Annotated in this window: 20 protein-coding genes; 14 read left to right on the forward strand and 6 right to left on the reverse strand. The window is 65.6% G+C overall.

The genetic code is table 11. The features are described from left to right. Positions 1-5: 5 nt before the first annotated feature. Entirely contained in the window at positions 6-962 is a 957-nt protein-coding gene (locus VSR68_RS12960) for a zinc-binding alcohol dehydrogenase family protein (RefSeq protein ID WP_342940228.1), read from the reverse strand. Between the two features lie 196 nt (positions 963-1,158). Here VSR68_RS12960 and VSR68_RS12965 point away from each other — a divergent pair, with 196 nt between their 5' ends. Beyond that, positions 1,159-1,899, forward strand: coding sequence for a DUF429 domain-containing protein (locus tag VSR68_RS12965; protein WP_342940229.1), 741 nt, complete (start codon positions 1,159-1,161; stop codon positions 1,897-1,899). A 76-nt stretch (positions 1,900-1,975) separates the two neighbouring features. Here VSR68_RS12965 and VSR68_RS12970 read toward each other — a convergent pair whose 3' ends face one another. From VSR68_RS12970 to VSR68_RS12980, 3 genes are all read right to left on the reverse strand, one after another. Then, on the reverse strand, positions 1,976-2,269 hold the full coding sequence (locus VSR68_RS12970) for a DUF1330 domain-containing protein (RefSeq protein WP_342940230.1): 294 nt from the start codon (positions 2,267-2,269) through the stop codon (positions 1,976-1,978). Between the two features lie 155 nt (positions 2,270-2,424). After that, positions 2,425-3,228, reverse strand: coding sequence for a helix-turn-helix transcriptional regulator (locus tag VSR68_RS12975; protein WP_342940231.1), 804 nt, complete (start codon positions 3,226-3,228; stop codon positions 2,425-2,427). 3 nt (positions 3,229-3,231) lie between these two features. Further along, on the reverse strand, positions 3,232-3,714 hold the full coding sequence (locus VSR68_RS12980) for a low affinity iron permease family protein (RefSeq protein ID WP_342940232.1): 483 nt from the start codon (positions 3,712-3,714) through the stop codon (positions 3,232-3,234). Between the two features lie 177 nt (positions 3,715-3,891). Here VSR68_RS12980 and VSR68_RS12985 point away from each other — a divergent pair, with 177 nt between their 5' ends. The 12 genes from VSR68_RS12985 (at position 3,892) to VSR68_RS13040 (ending at position 12,448) form a co-directional block, all read left to right on the forward strand. Further along, positions 3,892-4,191, forward strand: coding sequence for a hypothetical protein (locus tag VSR68_RS12985; RefSeq protein ID WP_342940233.1), 300 nt, complete (start codon positions 3,892-3,894; stop codon positions 4,189-4,191). 367 nt (positions 4,192-4,558) lie between these two features. Then, entirely contained in the window at positions 4,559-5,125 is a 567-nt protein-coding gene (locus tag VSR68_RS12990) for an RNA polymerase sigma factor (RefSeq protein ID WP_428983498.1), read from the forward strand. Continuing rightward, on the forward strand, positions 5,122-5,586 hold the full coding sequence (locus VSR68_RS12995) for a hypothetical protein (protein WP_342940234.1): 465 nt from the start codon (positions 5,122-5,124) through the stop codon (positions 5,584-5,586). Before VSR68_RS12990 ends, VSR68_RS12995 begins: the two co-directional genes overlap by 4 nt. Then, complete coding sequence (locus VSR68_RS13000) at positions 5,583-6,137, forward strand: periplasmic heavy metal sensor (protein WP_342940235.1); 555 nt, start codon at positions 5,583-5,585, stop codon at positions 6,135-6,137. Before VSR68_RS12995 ends, VSR68_RS13000 begins: the two co-directional genes overlap by 4 nt. A 114-nt stretch (positions 6,138-6,251) precedes the next feature. Beyond that, on the forward strand, positions 6,252-7,778 hold the full coding sequence (locus tag VSR68_RS13005) for a DUF1800 domain-containing protein (RefSeq protein ID WP_342940236.1): 1,527 nt from the start codon (positions 6,252-6,254) through the stop codon (positions 7,776-7,778). A 2-nt stretch (positions 7,779-7,780) separates the two neighbouring features. Beyond that, the gene (locus VSR68_RS13010) at positions 7,781-8,977 is read left to right on the forward strand and encodes a DUF1501 domain-containing protein (RefSeq protein ID WP_342940237.1); all 1,197 of its coding nucleotides are present in this window, start codon (positions 7,781-7,783) and stop codon (positions 8,975-8,977) included. An 85-nt stretch (positions 8,978-9,062) separates the two neighbouring features. Beyond that, positions 9,063-9,281, forward strand: a complete 219-nt coding sequence (locus VSR68_RS13015; protein WP_342940257.1) for a hypothetical protein — start codon at positions 9,063-9,065, stop codon at positions 9,279-9,281. Positions 9,282-9,564: 283 nt separating this feature from the next. Beyond that, a complete protein-coding gene (locus VSR68_RS13020) occupies positions 9,565-10,050 on the forward strand; it encodes a VOC family protein (RefSeq protein ID WP_342940238.1) in 486 nt (161 codons plus the stop codon). 278 nt (positions 10,051-10,328) lie between these two features. Beyond that, on the forward strand, positions 10,329-10,805 hold the full coding sequence (locus VSR68_RS13025; protein WP_342940239.1) for a VOC family protein: 477 nt from the start codon (positions 10,329-10,331) through the stop codon (positions 10,803-10,805). A 213-nt stretch (positions 10,806-11,018) separates the two neighbouring features. Next, a complete protein-coding gene (locus VSR68_RS13030) occupies positions 11,019-11,570 on the forward strand; it encodes a GNAT family N-acetyltransferase (RefSeq protein ID WP_342940240.1) in 552 nt (183 codons plus the stop codon). 219 nt (positions 11,571-11,789) lie between these two features. Next, complete coding sequence (locus VSR68_RS13035; RefSeq protein WP_342940241.1) at positions 11,790-12,095, forward strand: AbrB/MazE/SpoVT family DNA-binding domain-containing protein; 306 nt, start codon at positions 11,790-11,792, stop codon at positions 12,093-12,095. Positions 12,096-12,103: 8 nt separating this feature from the next. Continuing rightward, entirely contained in the window at positions 12,104-12,448 is a 345-nt protein-coding gene (locus VSR68_RS13040; RefSeq protein WP_342940242.1) for a type II toxin-antitoxin system PemK/MazF family toxin, read from the forward strand. A 172-nt stretch (positions 12,449-12,620) separates the two neighbouring features. Here the strand turns inward: VSR68_RS13040 and VSR68_RS13045 are convergent, their stop codons facing one another. Further along, a complete protein-coding gene (locus VSR68_RS13045; RefSeq protein ID WP_342940243.1) occupies positions 12,621-13,340 on the reverse strand; it encodes a GNAT family protein in 720 nt (239 codons plus the stop codon). Between the two features lie 278 nt (positions 13,341-13,618). Between VSR68_RS13045 and VSR68_RS13050 the strand changes: the two genes are divergently transcribed. Further along, positions 13,619-14,833: a DUF2252 domain-containing protein gene (locus VSR68_RS13050; RefSeq protein WP_342940258.1), complete on the forward strand. Its 1,215-nt coding sequence runs from the start codon at positions 13,619-13,621 to the stop codon at positions 14,831-14,833. 82 nt (positions 14,834-14,915) lie between these two features. Here VSR68_RS13050 and VSR68_RS13055 read toward each other — a convergent pair. Next, the coding region (locus tag VSR68_RS13055) for a hypothetical protein (RefSeq protein WP_342940244.1) at positions 14,916-15,173 on the reverse strand (258 nt) is incomplete at its 5' end.

Genomic DNA, 15,173 nt, shown 5'->3' on the forward strand with positions numbered 1-15,173 from the left:
TTGCATCACATCGCAATGACCACGCGCCCGCGCGTGCCGCCCGCGACGGCCGCGTAAGCGTCGCGCGCCTGTTCCAGCGCGAAGGTCTGCGCAATCGAAGGCGCCTGCAATGCGCCGCTGTCGAACACGGTCGCCAGTTCCGTCATCATCCGCGCGGAGTCGGCGACGCCGAGCTTTGCGCTATCCGCGCCGAAGAGCTGCGTTTCGTTGTGGTAGAAGTCGATCAGGTCGAACTCGACGCGCCGCTTGCCCGTCGCGCTGATCTCGACGACGCGGCCGCGCCACTTCGCGAGCTTGAGCGCCGTCTCGAACGCGACGCCGCCGACCGCGTCATACACGACGTCCGCGCCGCCGAGTTCCTTGACGCGCTGTGCGGCGTTGTCGTCGATCGGCACGTAGTGGTCGATCAGGCGGCCGGCGGGAGAGTCCGCGTCGGGCTCGCGCCGGTCGACGGCGATTACCCGGCAGCCGCGCGACTTCGCGATCTGCACGACCGCGCCGCCGACGCCGCCGCTCGCGCCGATGACGGCGACCGTTTCGCCCGCGACCAACTGCGCGTAATCGACGACACCCAGCCACGCAACCACGAAGTTCACGCCGATCGCAGCCGCCTGTTCGTGCGTCAGCGAGTGGGGCTTGCGCGACAGCGCGGCGGCGGGAACCTTGATGAACTGCGCGTGCGTGCCGTCGCGCGTGAAGCCGATGTCGCCGCCCGTGCCCCACACGTCGGCGCCGACCCAATCGGCGGGGCCTTCGACCACGACGCCGCTGAAGTCGCGCCCCGGAATGCGCGGCAGCGTGGTGTGCGCGAAATGGCCGGAGAGATTCTTCACGTCGCTCGGATTCACCGAGGCGGCTTTCACCTGCACGATGGCGCTTTCGCTATCGACGGCGGGCGTGGGGACATCGCCATAGTCGAGGACTTCGGGACCGCCAAAAGACTTGAACTGGATCGCTTTCATCGCCGCTCCTAGATGTTGTCGGATTCGGTGGATTCGCTTGCCGCGTCGCACGGGCGATGCAGCGTATGGCGCCAGTCTAGGTGACTGGCACGACGGCGTTCAGACAAGTGCTTTCGAATATCGGACAGTCGGCGAGGGAGGCGGTATCGTCGAGCTTCGCTCATTCAATCACAACGATTCACCGGAAACGATCGCCATGCGTGACGATATCGGGCCAACGCCAGACCTGGTCGGCGTGGACGGCTGCAAGGGCGGCTGGTATGCCGTCAAGCAGGACGCACGGACGGGTGCGATTTCGGCGCGCATCTGCGCGTCGTTTGCCGATCTGCTTGCGTGGGCCACGGCGCCCGCCATCGTGGCCGTCGATATGCCGATCGGCCTGTCGTCATCTGGCTATCGCGCGTGCGATGCCGAAGCGAGGAAGCGACTCAAATGGCCGCGCAGCGCGTCGGTGTTCGAGACGCCCGTGCGTCAGGCGCTCGACGCGGAATCGTTCCGGCAAGCATGCGATCTGAACCGCGAAGCGACGGGTAAAGGCATCTCGCAACAGGCGTTCAACATTCTTCCCAAGATCGCCGACGTCGATCAGACGCTGCGGGCAAGCGCGCGCGATGCATCGCGTGTGTTCGAGGTTCATCCCGAGCTGGCCTTCATGCACCTTCAGGCAGAGCAAGGCGGCGAAGAGACGGGATTGATCGAAGGAAAGACGACGGCGGACGGGCATGCTCGAAGAAAGGCGTTGCTCGACCCCGTGTTCGGCGCATCACTGCAAGCCGCGCTCGATGAGCGCGTTTCGCGCCATGTGCAGAAAGACGATGTGCTCGATGCGTTTGCCGTGCTGTGGAGCGCCCGGCGCATCGCGAAGGGCAGCGCGATCATGCTGCCCGTCGAAGAACCACGCGACAGCGCCGGCCTGCCGATGGTCATTCGCTACTGACTTCGCATTGCGCCGGCGCGCAAGCCCGCGTTATCGCCGCGACGCGAGCGCATCACGAGCGCCGCGGCGAGTGCCGTTATTCCGCGCCGCGCACGATGCGCAAGTCGCGCTCGACGGCATTGCCGAGTGCTGCCAGCGCCTTCTTGTACGCGTCGCTGTCGTAGGCGGCGACGGCCTGCTCGTACGTCGGAAACTCGATGACGACGGTCCGTTCCTTCAAGCCCTGTTCGCGCACTTCGTCGGCGGCGCCGCGCACGATGAACTTGCCGCCCGCAGCCGTAATGGCGGGCGCCGCGAGTTGCGCATAAGCGGCCAGCGCCGATGCGTCGTTCGTCTTCCGGTAGACAGTGACCCAGTATCCCTTGCTCATTTCACGTTTCCTCATGTTTAAGGTTTGGCCGTAGCGGCGACCGGCATCCACCTGTCCGCGCCGCCGACGCTCCCGAATTCTCGCTCAACAGCGGCGAGCGCGCTTGCCGAAACTGCCGCCTGCGCGCCCGATAGCGCGAAGAAGGCGCCGACGCGTCAGGACTTCGTCCCAGCCGATACGGAAAGCGTCGCGTGCGGATCGAAGTCGGTCGGCGGCGCGCCGAGCTCGCGGCGGAACATATCGCTGAAGCTGCTCGGCAGATAGCCCAGCGAGCGCGCGATGCTGCCGACGGCACGCCCTTCCGCGAGCCCCGACACCGCGACGGCCAGTTGCACCTGCCTGCGCCACTCCGCGAATCCGACACCCAGTTCGCGCGTGAAGAGCCGCGCGAGCGTCCGCACACTCGCGCCCACGGACGCCGCGTGCTGCTCGAAGCTGATCGCATTCGACGGGTTGTCGATCACCGCGCGGCACAGCGCATCGAGCCTGCGGTCCGATGCATCGGGCAGCGGAATGCGCAGCGACGAACGCGGCGCATGCGCAAGTTCGAGCATCGCGAGCCGGTACGCGGTGCCCACATAATCGTCGTCGCGCGTGCGCGCCTGTTCGTGCTCGGCGATCGACGCAATCAGTTCGCGCAACAGGCCGTTGATCTCGAACACATCGCTGCGCGCGCTCAGATGGCCGATGCTGCGCTCTTGCAGATACAGATTGCGCATCTCGACGTCGCTCATCATGTGGATCGAGTGCTCGGTGCCGGCGGGCAGCCAGACGGCGCGCTGCGGCGGAACGACGAGCGCCTCGCGCCCGACCTCGACCCACATCACGCCCGACACGGCATATAGCACCTGCGCCCATGTATGCGAATGCGGGTCGATGCGCAGACCGCGCGGATAGCGCCGCGCGAGCGAGTGGCCTTCGGCATCGTCGTGCAAATCCGGCGGACGGGCTTGCGGCATCCGTCACGGCCCTTTTGTATGGCGCCGGGCGCTGTCGTTGTTGCGGCGCGGGCCTTTGTCATCGTCGTCGCTTTCGTCGACGAACGGCGAGTCGGTATCCACGCCGCCCGAGCGCAGCGCGTTGCGCGCGTCTTCGGCGAGTCGCTCGTAGCGCCGGCGAAATCGCGTGAGCTCCTTTTCGTTCAGCTCCTCCAGATCGAGCAGCGCATTGTGCGCGCCGTCGAGCGCGCGGATCAGCTCGTCGAGCTTGATCTGCATCGCGGCCGTGTCGCGGTTTTGCGTGTTCTGGATCAGGAACACCATCAGGAAGGTGACGATCGTCGTCGACGTGTTGATCACCAGTTGCCAGGTATCGCTGAAATGGAACATCGGCCCGCTGACGGCCCACACGATGACGAGCGCGACCGCGATGACGAACGTCGCGGGTTTTCCCGCCATCGAGGAAAGACTCGTCGAGAACTTCGAGAACCAGTCGTTGTTCGTCACTCGCGGCTCCTGTCGCATGAAGGTCACACCTGACGATACTCATTCCCCGGCGCGCGCGCCACCAGGCGGCCGCGCCGAAAAAACCCAAGAGAATCCGCGACGGATTTTCCGCGCCCGCGCGTTCAAGCAATGAACCGGACGATTTTCAGACCGGCAACCGAACCAAGGGAGAACGCAATGAACACGCAGAAATTCTTGCGCCTGCTGGCGGCGGGCGTGCTCGCGCTGAGCGCTTCGGCGGCATTCGCTCAGGTGATCGTCGCGCCGATGGCGCCGCCCCCGCCGCGCGCCGAAGTCGTGCCGCCGCCGCGCGCAGGCTACGCGTGGGACCCGGGCCACTGGCGCTGGGCTCATGGCGGCTACGCGTGGGTGCCGGGGCATTGGCAGGGCGTGCGGGTGGGCTATCGCTGGGTGCCGGGACACTGGGTCGCGCGCGGTCCGAACTGGCGCTGGGCGCCGGGCCACTGGGCGCTCTGATCGGGGCGGCAACGGTGCGTCGACCAGGGAGAAGACGATGAAAAAGCGGCTATGGCTGATGCTGGCGTTGCTTGCCGTGACGCTGGCGGGTTGTGTGGTGGTGCCGGCGCGGCCTTATACGTGGCGGCCGGCCGTCGTCGTGTATTGATCGGATCGTCGAGGGGATGCGGGGGGCTAGCGTAGGTGCCGCGAAAGGCGCACATGCTAGGGTTCGCTGCGTCCATAGGTCCATAGGTCCATACGGTGGTCCATGCGGTCCCCACGGTCCATACGAAGTCACCCATGACACGGAGCGACGGCAAGTGACAGAACGTCTTGTCGCGAGAGATTCCGCGCCACGCGCGCGGCGCGAGCGGAGCGGCGCGCGTTGAGCGGGCACGATCCGGACGCGGAACTGGTTGCGGGCGTCGGCAGGCAGGAGCCGGCCGCTGTCCGCGCGCTCGTCGCGCGCAAGTTGCCGCGTCTGCTGGCGCTCGCGATGCGGATGCTGGGAGACCGTATGGAAGCCGAAGACGTCGCGCAGGAAGCGTTCGTGCGCATCTGGAAGCAGGCGCCGAACTGGCGCGAGGGCGAAGCGCGTTTCGACACGTGGCTGCATCGCGTCGCGCTGAACCTCTGCTATGACCGCCTGCGCGGACACCGCGAAGAGCCCGTCGACGCCGTGCCCGACGAGCCCGACCCCGTTGCCGCGCCCGATGCGCAACTCGAAGCGCAGTCGCGCGACGCACGTGTGCGCGCGGCGCTCGCCGCGTTGCCGACGCGTCAGCGCGAGGCGCTCGTGCTCAACTACTACCAGGAACTGTCGAATATCGAGGCGGCCGCGTTGATGGGCATCACCGTCGACGCGCTCGAAAGCCTGCTCGCGCGCGCACGCCGCAATCTGCGCGCTCGACTGGCTGGCGACGATCTCGCCGGAACGAGGGACTTGCGATGACACCAGAAAGATTTCGCGCCATCGTCGATGCATACGGCGCCGACGCGCGCCACTGGCCCGACGCGGAGCGGGCCGCTGCGTGCGAGTGGGCCGACCAGCATCGCAGCGAAGCCGACGCGCTGCTCGACGAAGCCGCGCGACTCGATGCGTGGCTCGCGAGCGATAGCGTCGAAGCGCCGGATGCTGCGTTCATCGAGCGCATTGTCGCGTCGGCGCCCGCGCCCGCACCGGCATCAGCAAGAAAACGTCCGCGCTGGCTGACGCTGCCCGGCTGGCGCTCGCGGCGCGCCGGGTTGTGGTGGTCGGGCGCGGCGTTCGCGGGCGTCGGCCTGATCGGCGGATTCGCGGGTGCGTTCGCCGTGTCTTTCTTCCTCGTGACGGGCTCGCCGTCGCCGGCATCGGAATCTTCGTATCTGACAACGGGTTTTGGCGGCACCGCCGCCGATTGGAGCGGCGAATGAGCGGACGCGGCTGGAAATTTCTGTTGATCGGCTCGCTGGTGCTCAACGTGTTCATGATCGGCGGCGTGGCGGGCGGCGCATATCAATGGTTCATCGCGCATGGGCGCACGACGGTCGCCGCGCCGCCGCAGCCGCGCGCGCTGCGCTTCGCGGCGGAAGGGCTGTCGGCGCAACGGCAGCAGCAGTTCGTCGATGCGCTGAAGGCCGCGCGTCGCGAGGCGCGGCCCTATGCGCGCGAAGGCCGCGAAGAGCGGCGCGAGGTGCTGCGTCTGCTGTCCGCGCCGCAACTGGATCGCGCGGCGCTCGATACGGCGTTGAACCGCACGCGCGAAGCCGATATCGCGCTGCGTTCGCGCGTCGAGCAGAGCGTCGCGGATTTCGCCGCGACGCTGTCGCCGGATGAGCGCGTGAAGTTTGCCGAAGGGCTGAGGGAGCGCGGCCAGTGGCGGATCGCGCAGGCACAGCAGCAGGCGCAACAGGCAAAGCATGCGCAGCAACAGCTTCAGCAGGACCTTCGGCGGGAGCAGGGCGACGAGCCCGCGAGCGAGTGAACTGCCTGCATCGCCGGGCGGAAAAAACATCGACAAAAGCAGCGACGGAAAAGCGCGGCACGCACCGTTTAACGCACATCGACAAAGCGCATAACCGGCGACACAGGAGCGAGCATGGCCAATTCATCCGTTGCAATGACGGCCCCGCCGTTGAGCGCGGCCGCGATCGCGATGAACCGGTTCGGCCTCGGCGCGCGCGCCGACGAGGCGCCGCCCGCCAATCCGAAGGCGTGGCTCGCCGCGCAATTCGACGCGTATCAGCCGATGCCCACTGCATGGGCGGATCAACCGACGTCGCTGGCGATCGCGGCCGAGCTGGCGCAACAACGCCAGCAGGCGATGGCGAACGCGGCGGCCAGTTCGACGAACGCGGCGAGCGCATCCGCGAGCGGCACGAACGCCGGCAGCGCGCGCGCCGACACCGCCAACACCGACGATGCGAAGAAAGCCGCTCGCCAGGCCGCGAACAAAGCGGTGCGCATGGAAGCGCGCGACACCTACCGCTCGGCCGTGAACGCCCGCGTCGCAAGTGCGCTGACGACGCCCGCGCCCTTCATCGAGCGGCTCGTGCACTTCTGGGCCAATCACTTCGCGGTCTCCGTCGATAAAGCCCAGGTCGCGTCGTTCGCGGGCGCGTTCGAGGCGGAAGCGATCCGCCCGCATGTGCTCGGCCGGTTCGAGGACATGCTGGTGGCCGTCGAGCGTCATCCCGCGATGCAGCTCTTTCTCGATCAGACGCGTTCGGTCGGTCCCGACAGCGCCGCCGCCATGCGTGCAGCGCAGCGCAATCCGAACCGCAAGCCCGGCCTCAACGAAAACCTCGCGCGCGAGATCATGGAGCTGCACACGCTCGGCGTGCGCAGCGGCTATACGCAGGACGACGTCACCGAGTTCGCACGCGCGATGACGGGCTGGAGCATTGCGGGCGCTCAGGGTCCGCAGCCGAACAACGCGCCGCCGGGCGCATTCGTGTTCCGTGCGCAACTGCATGAGCCGGGCACGCGGACCATCATGGGCCGCCGCTACGATCAGCCGGGCGAAGGGCAAACGCTCGCCGTGCTGCACGATCTCTCGACCTCGCCTGCCACGGCGACGCACGTCGCAACGAAGCTCGCGCGCCATTTCGTCGCCGATAACCCGCCGCCCGATGTCGTCGATCAACTGGCGACGGCCTTCATGCGCAGCCGCGGCGATCTGCCGACCGTCTATCGCGCGTTGATCGACAGCGACGCCGCGTGGTCGCCTGTTGCCGTCAAGTTCAAGTCGCCGTGGGAATGGACGATTTCGTCGCTGCGCGGGCTCGGCATGCGCAACCTGAACAGCGCGAGCAACGGGAACGGCGCCGTGCAGATGGCGCCCGTTCTCACGCAGCTCGGCCAGCAGGTGTGGCGTCCCGGTTCGCCCGCCGGTTACGACGACATCGCCGCGAGCTGGGCCGCGCCCGATGCCCTCGTGCGGCGCGTCGAGATCGCGCAGCGTATGGCGTCGCGTGTCGGCGACCGGATCGATCCGCGCACGCTGGGGCAGACGCTGATGGCGGGCTCGTTGAGCGAGCCGACGGAACTGGCGGTGTCGCGCGCGGAAAGCGCATCGACGGCGCTCGCGCTGCTGCTCGTGTCGCCCGACTTTCAACGGAGATAGCCATGCTCACCCGCCGCAGTTTCATCCGTGTGGCCGCAGCCGGCGCGGGTGCGATGCTGGTCGCGCCGCAGATGGTGTTCGCGCGCGTCGCGACGGACCGCCGCTTCGTCTTCGTGATCCAGCGCGGCGCGGCCGATGGCCTGAACACGGTCGTGCCTTATGCCGATCCCGCGTATGCGGCGCTGCGCGGCGCGCTGGCCGTCGATACGTCGTCGTCGTCGAAGCTCGACGGCCTGTTCGCGCTGCATCCGTCGCTGGCGCAGATCGGGCAGATGTACGACCGGCGCGAGGCGCTGTTCGTGCATGCCGTCGCGTCGCCGTATCGGGACCGCTCACACTTCGACGGACAAAACGTGCTGGAGACGGGCGGCGCGTCGCCGTATCAGGTGAAGGACGGCTGGCTCAATCGCCTCGTCGGGATGATGCCGGGCGCCAATCGGGCGAACCGCGCGTCGACCCGCGCGACGAACGGCGCGACGACGCGCGAGAACGCGATCGCCTTCGCGCCGACGGTGCCGATGGCGTTGCGCGGTCCGGCGGGCGTCGCATCGTATGCGCCTTCCGCGCTGCCGCAGGCGCCTGACGATCTGCTCGTGCGCGTCTCGCAGCTTTACGAGCAGGATGCGCAGTTGCGTCCGTTGTGGGAATCGGCGATGGCGGCGCGCGGCCTCGCGGGCGATGCCGGTGCGCGTCAAGACCCGGCGAGCCTCGGCAAGCTGGCGGCCGGCTTTCTGTCGCGCGACGACGGCCCGCGTATCGCGATGATCGAAACGGGCGGCTGGGACACCCACAGCGCGCAGATGCCGCGACTCGCCGCGCAACTGAAGGCGCTCGATACGATGCTCGCCGCATTACGCGACGGGCTCGGACCGGCGTGGAGCAAGACCACGGTGCTCGTGGCCACCGAATTCGGCCGCATGGCGGCGGCGAACGGCACAGGCGGGACGGATCACGGAACGGCATCGGTGGCGATGGTGATCGGCGGCGCGGTGGAGGGCGGGCGCGTCGTCGCGGACTGGCCGGGGCTGCGTCAGAGCGATCTGTATGAGGCACGCGATCTTAAGCCGACGGCGTCGCTGGATGCGCTGATTGCCGGTGTCGCGAGCGAAAGTCTCGGACTCGATCCGCACAAGACCGTGCGCACGCTGTTCGCGCAGGAGCGCAGCCCGCGGCCGATGACGGGGCTGATTCGCATATAGCTTTCGTCGCTGGCGGCGATCGGCGTTTCCTTTTTCCTAAACCTCAAAAACTAACAGGGAGAAAATCTTGAAATACGCATCGAATCTGAAGTCCGCGACGCTGCGCACGCTGGTGTTGGGCGCGCTGTGCGCATCGACGCTTTCGGCCTGCTACGTCGTCGAACCGTCTCGTCCGCCGCAGCCCGCGCCCGTCGCGGAAGTGATGTCCGCGCCGCCGGCGCCGGGCTATCGCTGGGTGAAGGGCCACTATCGGTGGGAAGGGAATCACTGGGAGTGGGTGCCGGGCCATTGGCGGCCGGCTTGATCCGGCGCTTTCATGACGCTCGGTGACGTTTTGATGCCGCCTTGATGACGTTTTGATGCCACCCGATGCCTCGCAAAAAAATTGGTTGCGCGTGTCGATCTGAAGGTGCTTTGTTCGTCATAGTGGTGAAGACTCGCTGTCCTGCGAAGCTTCGTCACGCATCAACCCTTTCATCCAGCAACCATCTTGCATACGACGCGAGCAAGGCATGGGACGGGAGCAGCCGCCAGGCGACAACTCCCGTGGACATGCCGACTCCCGTCGACAAAGGAGAGACACGATCATGTCCACCTCAGCCGTCAAGCCCATCCCCGAGGGCATGCACTCGTTGACGCCGCATATCATCGTCGCGGGCGCAGCGGAAGCCATCGAGTTCTACAAGAAAGCATTCAACGCAATCGAGCAGGTCCGTATGCCCGGTCCCGGCGGCAAGCTGATGCACGCATCGCTGAAAATCGGCGATTCGACGCTGATGCTCGTCGACGAAATGCCCGATTGCGGCGGCGGTGCGTCGCTAGGGCCGAAGGCGCTGAAGGGCTCGCCTGTCGTGCTGCATCTGTATGTCGACGATGCCGACGCCACGATCGCGCAAGCGGAAGCGGCAGGCGCCAAGGTGACGATGCCCGCCGCCGATATGTTCTGGGGCGACCGTTACGGCCAGGTCGAAGATCCGTTCGGCCATCGGTGGTCGGTCGCGACGCACAAGCGCGATGTCACGCCTGAAGAAATGAAGCAGGCAATGGCGCAGATGGCGCAGGGGCGTCAGTAGCATCAGTGGTGTTAGTGGTGTCGGCGACGTGAGTCGCCGTCGCCGTCTCGCGGAGCGGCGGATGCGGCTATTCGCGGCCGGCCGCGAATAGCCGCGTTCAAAACTCGCCCCGCGATGGGCTGACGTTGCGCGATGGCGGACGTTGCGCGGCGGCGTCAGACGCGCGATGTTGACGACATGGTGATGCAGGCGACGTGGGCGGCCTCGACGTGTTCCGAGGCGACGCCCGCGTATCTTTTTGTCCCGACATCGCGCGATACAACAATCAAGGAGATCCGATGGACAAGATAGCGACATGCCTGTGGTTCGACGGCAAGGCGGAGGAAGCCGTGAAGTTCTACACAGGCATCTTCACCAATTCGAGCATCGACGATGTGATGCACTACGGCGAAGCGGGACCGGGCACGCCGGGCAGTGTGCTGTCGATGACGTTCCATCTCGAGGGCCGGGAATTCATCGCGTTAAACGGCGGCCCGCAATTCACGTTTTCTCCGGCGATTTCGATGTTCGTGAAGTGCGAATCGCAAGCGGAAGTCGACGCGCTGTGGGACAAGCTGCTCGAAGGCGGCGGCGCGCCGCAGCAATGCGGATGGCTCACGGACCGCTACGGCATCTCGTGGCAGATCGTGCCGACGGCGCTCGGCAAGATGCTGAAGGACAAGGACCCGATGAAGGCCAGGCGCGTAATGCAAGCGATGATGCAGATGGTGAAGCTCGACGTGAACGCGCTCGAAGCGGCATATGCGCAGCCGTGAACTTTGTGGGCGAAGCGGGCGCTTGCGTGAACCGTTGCGCTTCGCTTGTTGTGCATTGAGCGGTGCCACTTCGCGCGCCCTGACGCCGGCGGGCAGCATCCGAGTTTATGCGCATCAACTCTGGCGCGGGCCTCGCGCCACCGCGCCGACGCACTTCGGCGCGCGTTTCTGCGATGATCGGCGCTTTCCTGTTTGCCGGATCGAAAGCGCGCCATGTCCCCATCCCGTCTTGAGCTTGAAACCGATCGACTGATTTTGCGTCCTCACGTCGTCGAGGATTTCGATGAGAGCCTTGCGTTATGGTCCGACGAGATCGTCACGCGCTTTATCGGCGGTAAGCCGTTTAACCGCGAAGAAGTGTGGTCGCGGCTTTTGCGTTACGTCGGACATTGGGCCGCGCTGGGCTACGGCTACTGGACGATCCGCGAGAAGCGCAGCGGACGATTCGTCGGCGAGGTCGGCTTTGCGGACTATCGGCGCGAGATCGATCCGCCGCTCGATGGCGCGCCGGAAATCGGCTGGGTGCTGATGCCGTCCGCGCACGGGCAAGGCTATGCGACGGAAGCGGTGCGCGGCGCGTTGACGTGGGCCGATGCGAAGTGGCCGGGCGGCGACACCGTCTGCATCATCGCGCCGGACAACGTGGCGTCGCGCCGGGTCGCGCAAAAATGCGGCTACGTCGAAGAGCGACAGACAACGTACAAGGGCCACACGACGGGAATCTTCCGCCGAGCGCCAGGCCGCCTTCATCCCATCGGTTCTTAAAACTCTCCTATGCCTTCTGGCCGAATGGTGCAGAGCCGCCCTCGATGCGACATTCACTACGCGACTGCACCGGTCATACAAACCACCCGATCGCACACAGATATCGCACGTAGATACGATGTTGACACATTAACCCGCGACGCGTAGCATCACAGTATCGACATGGTAGATACGCGCGACGCTTCTGGTCCTTCATGGGCCTTTGTGAAGGAGGAAATCGTGTATCTGAATTTCTCGGGCGAAGGTGGTGCTATGGCTATTCAGACAATCAAGCGGTGGGGAAACAGTCTTGCGGTGAGAATTCCCGCGAGCCTGGCTGAGGAATTGCACCTGCGTGAAGATCAGGAAGTGGACATGGTGGTGGCGGACGGCGCGTTGGTCGCAACGCCTGCCGTCAAGACGTTCAGCTGGGACGAGTATCGCGAGCAACTCGCAGCGAGGCCCAACGACGTGCATCCGACTATCGATCTTGGCGTCGCGGTGGGTTCCGAACTTGCCGACCCAACGGACCAGGACGACTGGTAAGGAGCAACATGAAAAACGGCGTTCCCGAGATCGGCGATGTGTTGTGGATCAGGCTCGAACCCGTGGTCGGGCACGAACAGGGCGGTGGGTATCCACGGCCCGTCGTCGTGCTGTCACACGAGGCGCATAACGGTCCCACGCACCGTGTCGTGGCCGTGCCTTGCACGACAAAGGCGCGCGGATTTTCGACGGAGATTCCTGTTTCCGCATTGCCGAAGCCGTGCGTCGCGTTGATCGATCAGATCACTACGCTCGATTGGGTCGCACGGCGCGGCGAGTACCGAGAAGAGCGCGTCGCGCAAGGTGAGCTCGACGCGATCCGCCGCAGCCTGAAGGCATTCCTGATGATGTGACGACAGGACGCCCGCGTCGCGCATCGCCGGAAATCGGTGTGCAACGGCGCAGGTGTTGTCCCGAGCCATTGACTGCGCATGACGCGCACTGCCAACAGCCCGGCGGCCGGCATTCACCGCGCACTGCCAACAGCCCGGCCGCGCGCATTCGCCGCTCGCTGCCGAGCGCTCGCTACTCGCGCCGGCCGGTCATGCACGCCTGCAACGTTCGTCGCTGCATGCCTTGCAAGTCGAAGTTCGTTTCATCGAGCCATTCCGCGAATCCCGCGCGCAGCGCCGGCCATTCGCTGTCGATGATCGAGAACCACGCGGTGTCGCGGTTGCGGCCCTTGTAGGTCACGGCCTGGCGGAAGATGCCTTCGAACGTGAAGCCGAAGCGGGCCGCGGCGGCGCGCGAAGGCGCGTTCAGCGCATCGCATTTCCATTCGAAGCGCCGGTAGCCAAGATCGTCGAACACGCGCTGCATCAGCAGAAAGATCGCCTCCGTCGCCATCCGCGTTTTTTGCAGGCGCCGCGAAAACACGACAAAACCGACTTCGATCACGCCGTTCGACTTGTCGATGCGCATCAGCGAAAGCGTGCCGATGGCCGTGCCCGTCGCCAGCTCGATCACGGCGTAATGCAGCGGATCAGGCGACGCAGCGAGGGCGGTGAGGCAGTCGCGGTACGCTTCGCGCGTATCGAACGGGCCGACGGAAAGGTACGTCCAGTCGCGGGCGTCGGGCGCGGCGCGATAGGCGTCGTACAGATCGTCGAGGTGACGCTCGACGTTCACGCGTTCGAGCCGGCAATAGCGTCCCGTCATCGGCTGATCGCCCGGCGCTTTGGCTGGCTGCCAGTTCGGCATCGGTTCGCCGATCGGCTGGCCGTATTCGTTGACTCGCTGCCCCACGTCGTTCTCCCGTCGTTGTGTTCGTTTTGAAGTATGCCAAGCGGGCAAGATACGGCAAACGCCGCGTATCCGTAAGAACCAGCCTGGCTGGATTCGATGGAGCCAGCGTCGACCACGGCAGCGGCCACGGAACGACGGTTGCTGGCCGTTCGCATACCGACATGCGAGCCACGCGTCGAGGCGCAATGGAATCGCGAAGTCACGCCCGCGAACGTTTGGAACTGAAAGGCTGTCGATACAGAATGAAAGTGATCGAACACTATCCGCGCGAGGCCAGCATGCTCGATGTCGTCGATGAAATTTCCCGCTTCAACGCCGGCCGTGATCCCGAACGCCTTGCGATGAAGTACGCGCGCATGCGCACATCGCCGTTCGTGTTTTTGCGCGGCACCTGTCATCTGTTCTACAGGCGTCTGTCCAGCGGCAGCGTGCTGGAAAGCTCACCGCGCGCATGGATTTGCGGCGACATGCACCTGGAAAATTTCGGCAGCTATAAGGGCGACAACCGGCTTATCTATTTCGACATCAACGATTTCGACGAAGCCTGCCTCGCGCCATGCCTGTTCGAGATGATCCGTCTGCTGACAAGCGTGCTCGTCGCCACCGACGATCTGAAGCTCAGCCGCGCCGAAGCGCTCGCGCTATGCCACACCGCCGTCGATTCATACGCGGCCGCGCTGCGTTTCGGCAAGGCACGCTGGATCGAAGAGGAAACGGCGGAAGGAATGGTCGCCGAGCTTTTCGCTGCGTTGCATCAGCGCTCGCGTGTCGATCATCTGAACCGGCGCACCGAACTGAAGGGCAAGAAGCGGACGCTGCGCGTCGACGGCAAGAAGGCGTTGCCCGTCACCGACAAAGCGCGCGAGAAAATCACCGCGTTCATGAACGACTTGGCGAAGCGCGAGCCGAATCCCGCTTTCTACGAGATCATCGATGTCGCGCGCCGTATCGCGGGCACGGGCAGTCTGGGCGTCGACCGCTACGTGATTCTGGTCGAAGGCAAGGGCTCGCCCGACGGCAACTATTTGCTCGACATGAAGCTCGCACTGCCTTCGGCGACCGCGCCGAATGTCGGTACGCCGCAGCCTCGATGGGCAAGCGAGGCGGAACGCGTCGTCGAGATACAGCGGCGCGATCAGGTGGTGTCGCAGGCATTCCTGCATGCCGTCGAATTCGAAAAGCGCCCGTATGTGCTGCGCGGCTTGCAGCCGTCCGAAGACCGCGTCGCGCTGGAGAACTGGAACGGCAAGCTGCCGCGGCTGGAGAGCGTCGTGCGCAATATGGCGGAACTGGTCGCGTGGGCGCATTTTCGCAGCAGCGGACGGCAAGCGTCCGCCATCGCCGATGACCTGATCGCGTTCGGCGAAAAGAGCAAATGGCAACTCTCGCTGATCGATCTGGCGACGCAATGCGAAGCGCAAGTCGTCAAGGACTGGCAGGCGTACTGCACGGCTTTCGACGCCGGCGCTTTCGATCTGACCGCGAAACGCTGACGGCGCACGGCGAGCCCGCCGCTTGCGAATGCGCCACGAAATCAGTCGCGCCGAGAAATCGATCGCGCCACGAAATCGATCTCTACGTGTAGAAGCAAAAGCGGCAATTCGCACGACCGGCCGGAAGAGCAGCGCATAACCGCAACCGCATCGGCTCCGCAACCGCAACCGCAACCGCAACCGCAACCGCAGCCGCAGCCGCAACCGCAGCCACAGCCACAGCCACAGCCACAGCCACAGCCACAGCCACAGCCACAGCCACAGCCACAGCCACAGCCACAGCCACAGCCACAGCCACAGCCACAGCCACAGCCACAGCCACAGCCACAGCCACAGCCAC

The organism is Paraburkholderia phymatum (assembly GCF_038900715.1).
Taxonomy (GTDB): domain Bacteria; phylum Pseudomonadota; class Gammaproteobacteria; order Burkholderiales; family Burkholderiaceae; genus Paraburkholderia; species Paraburkholderia phymatum_A.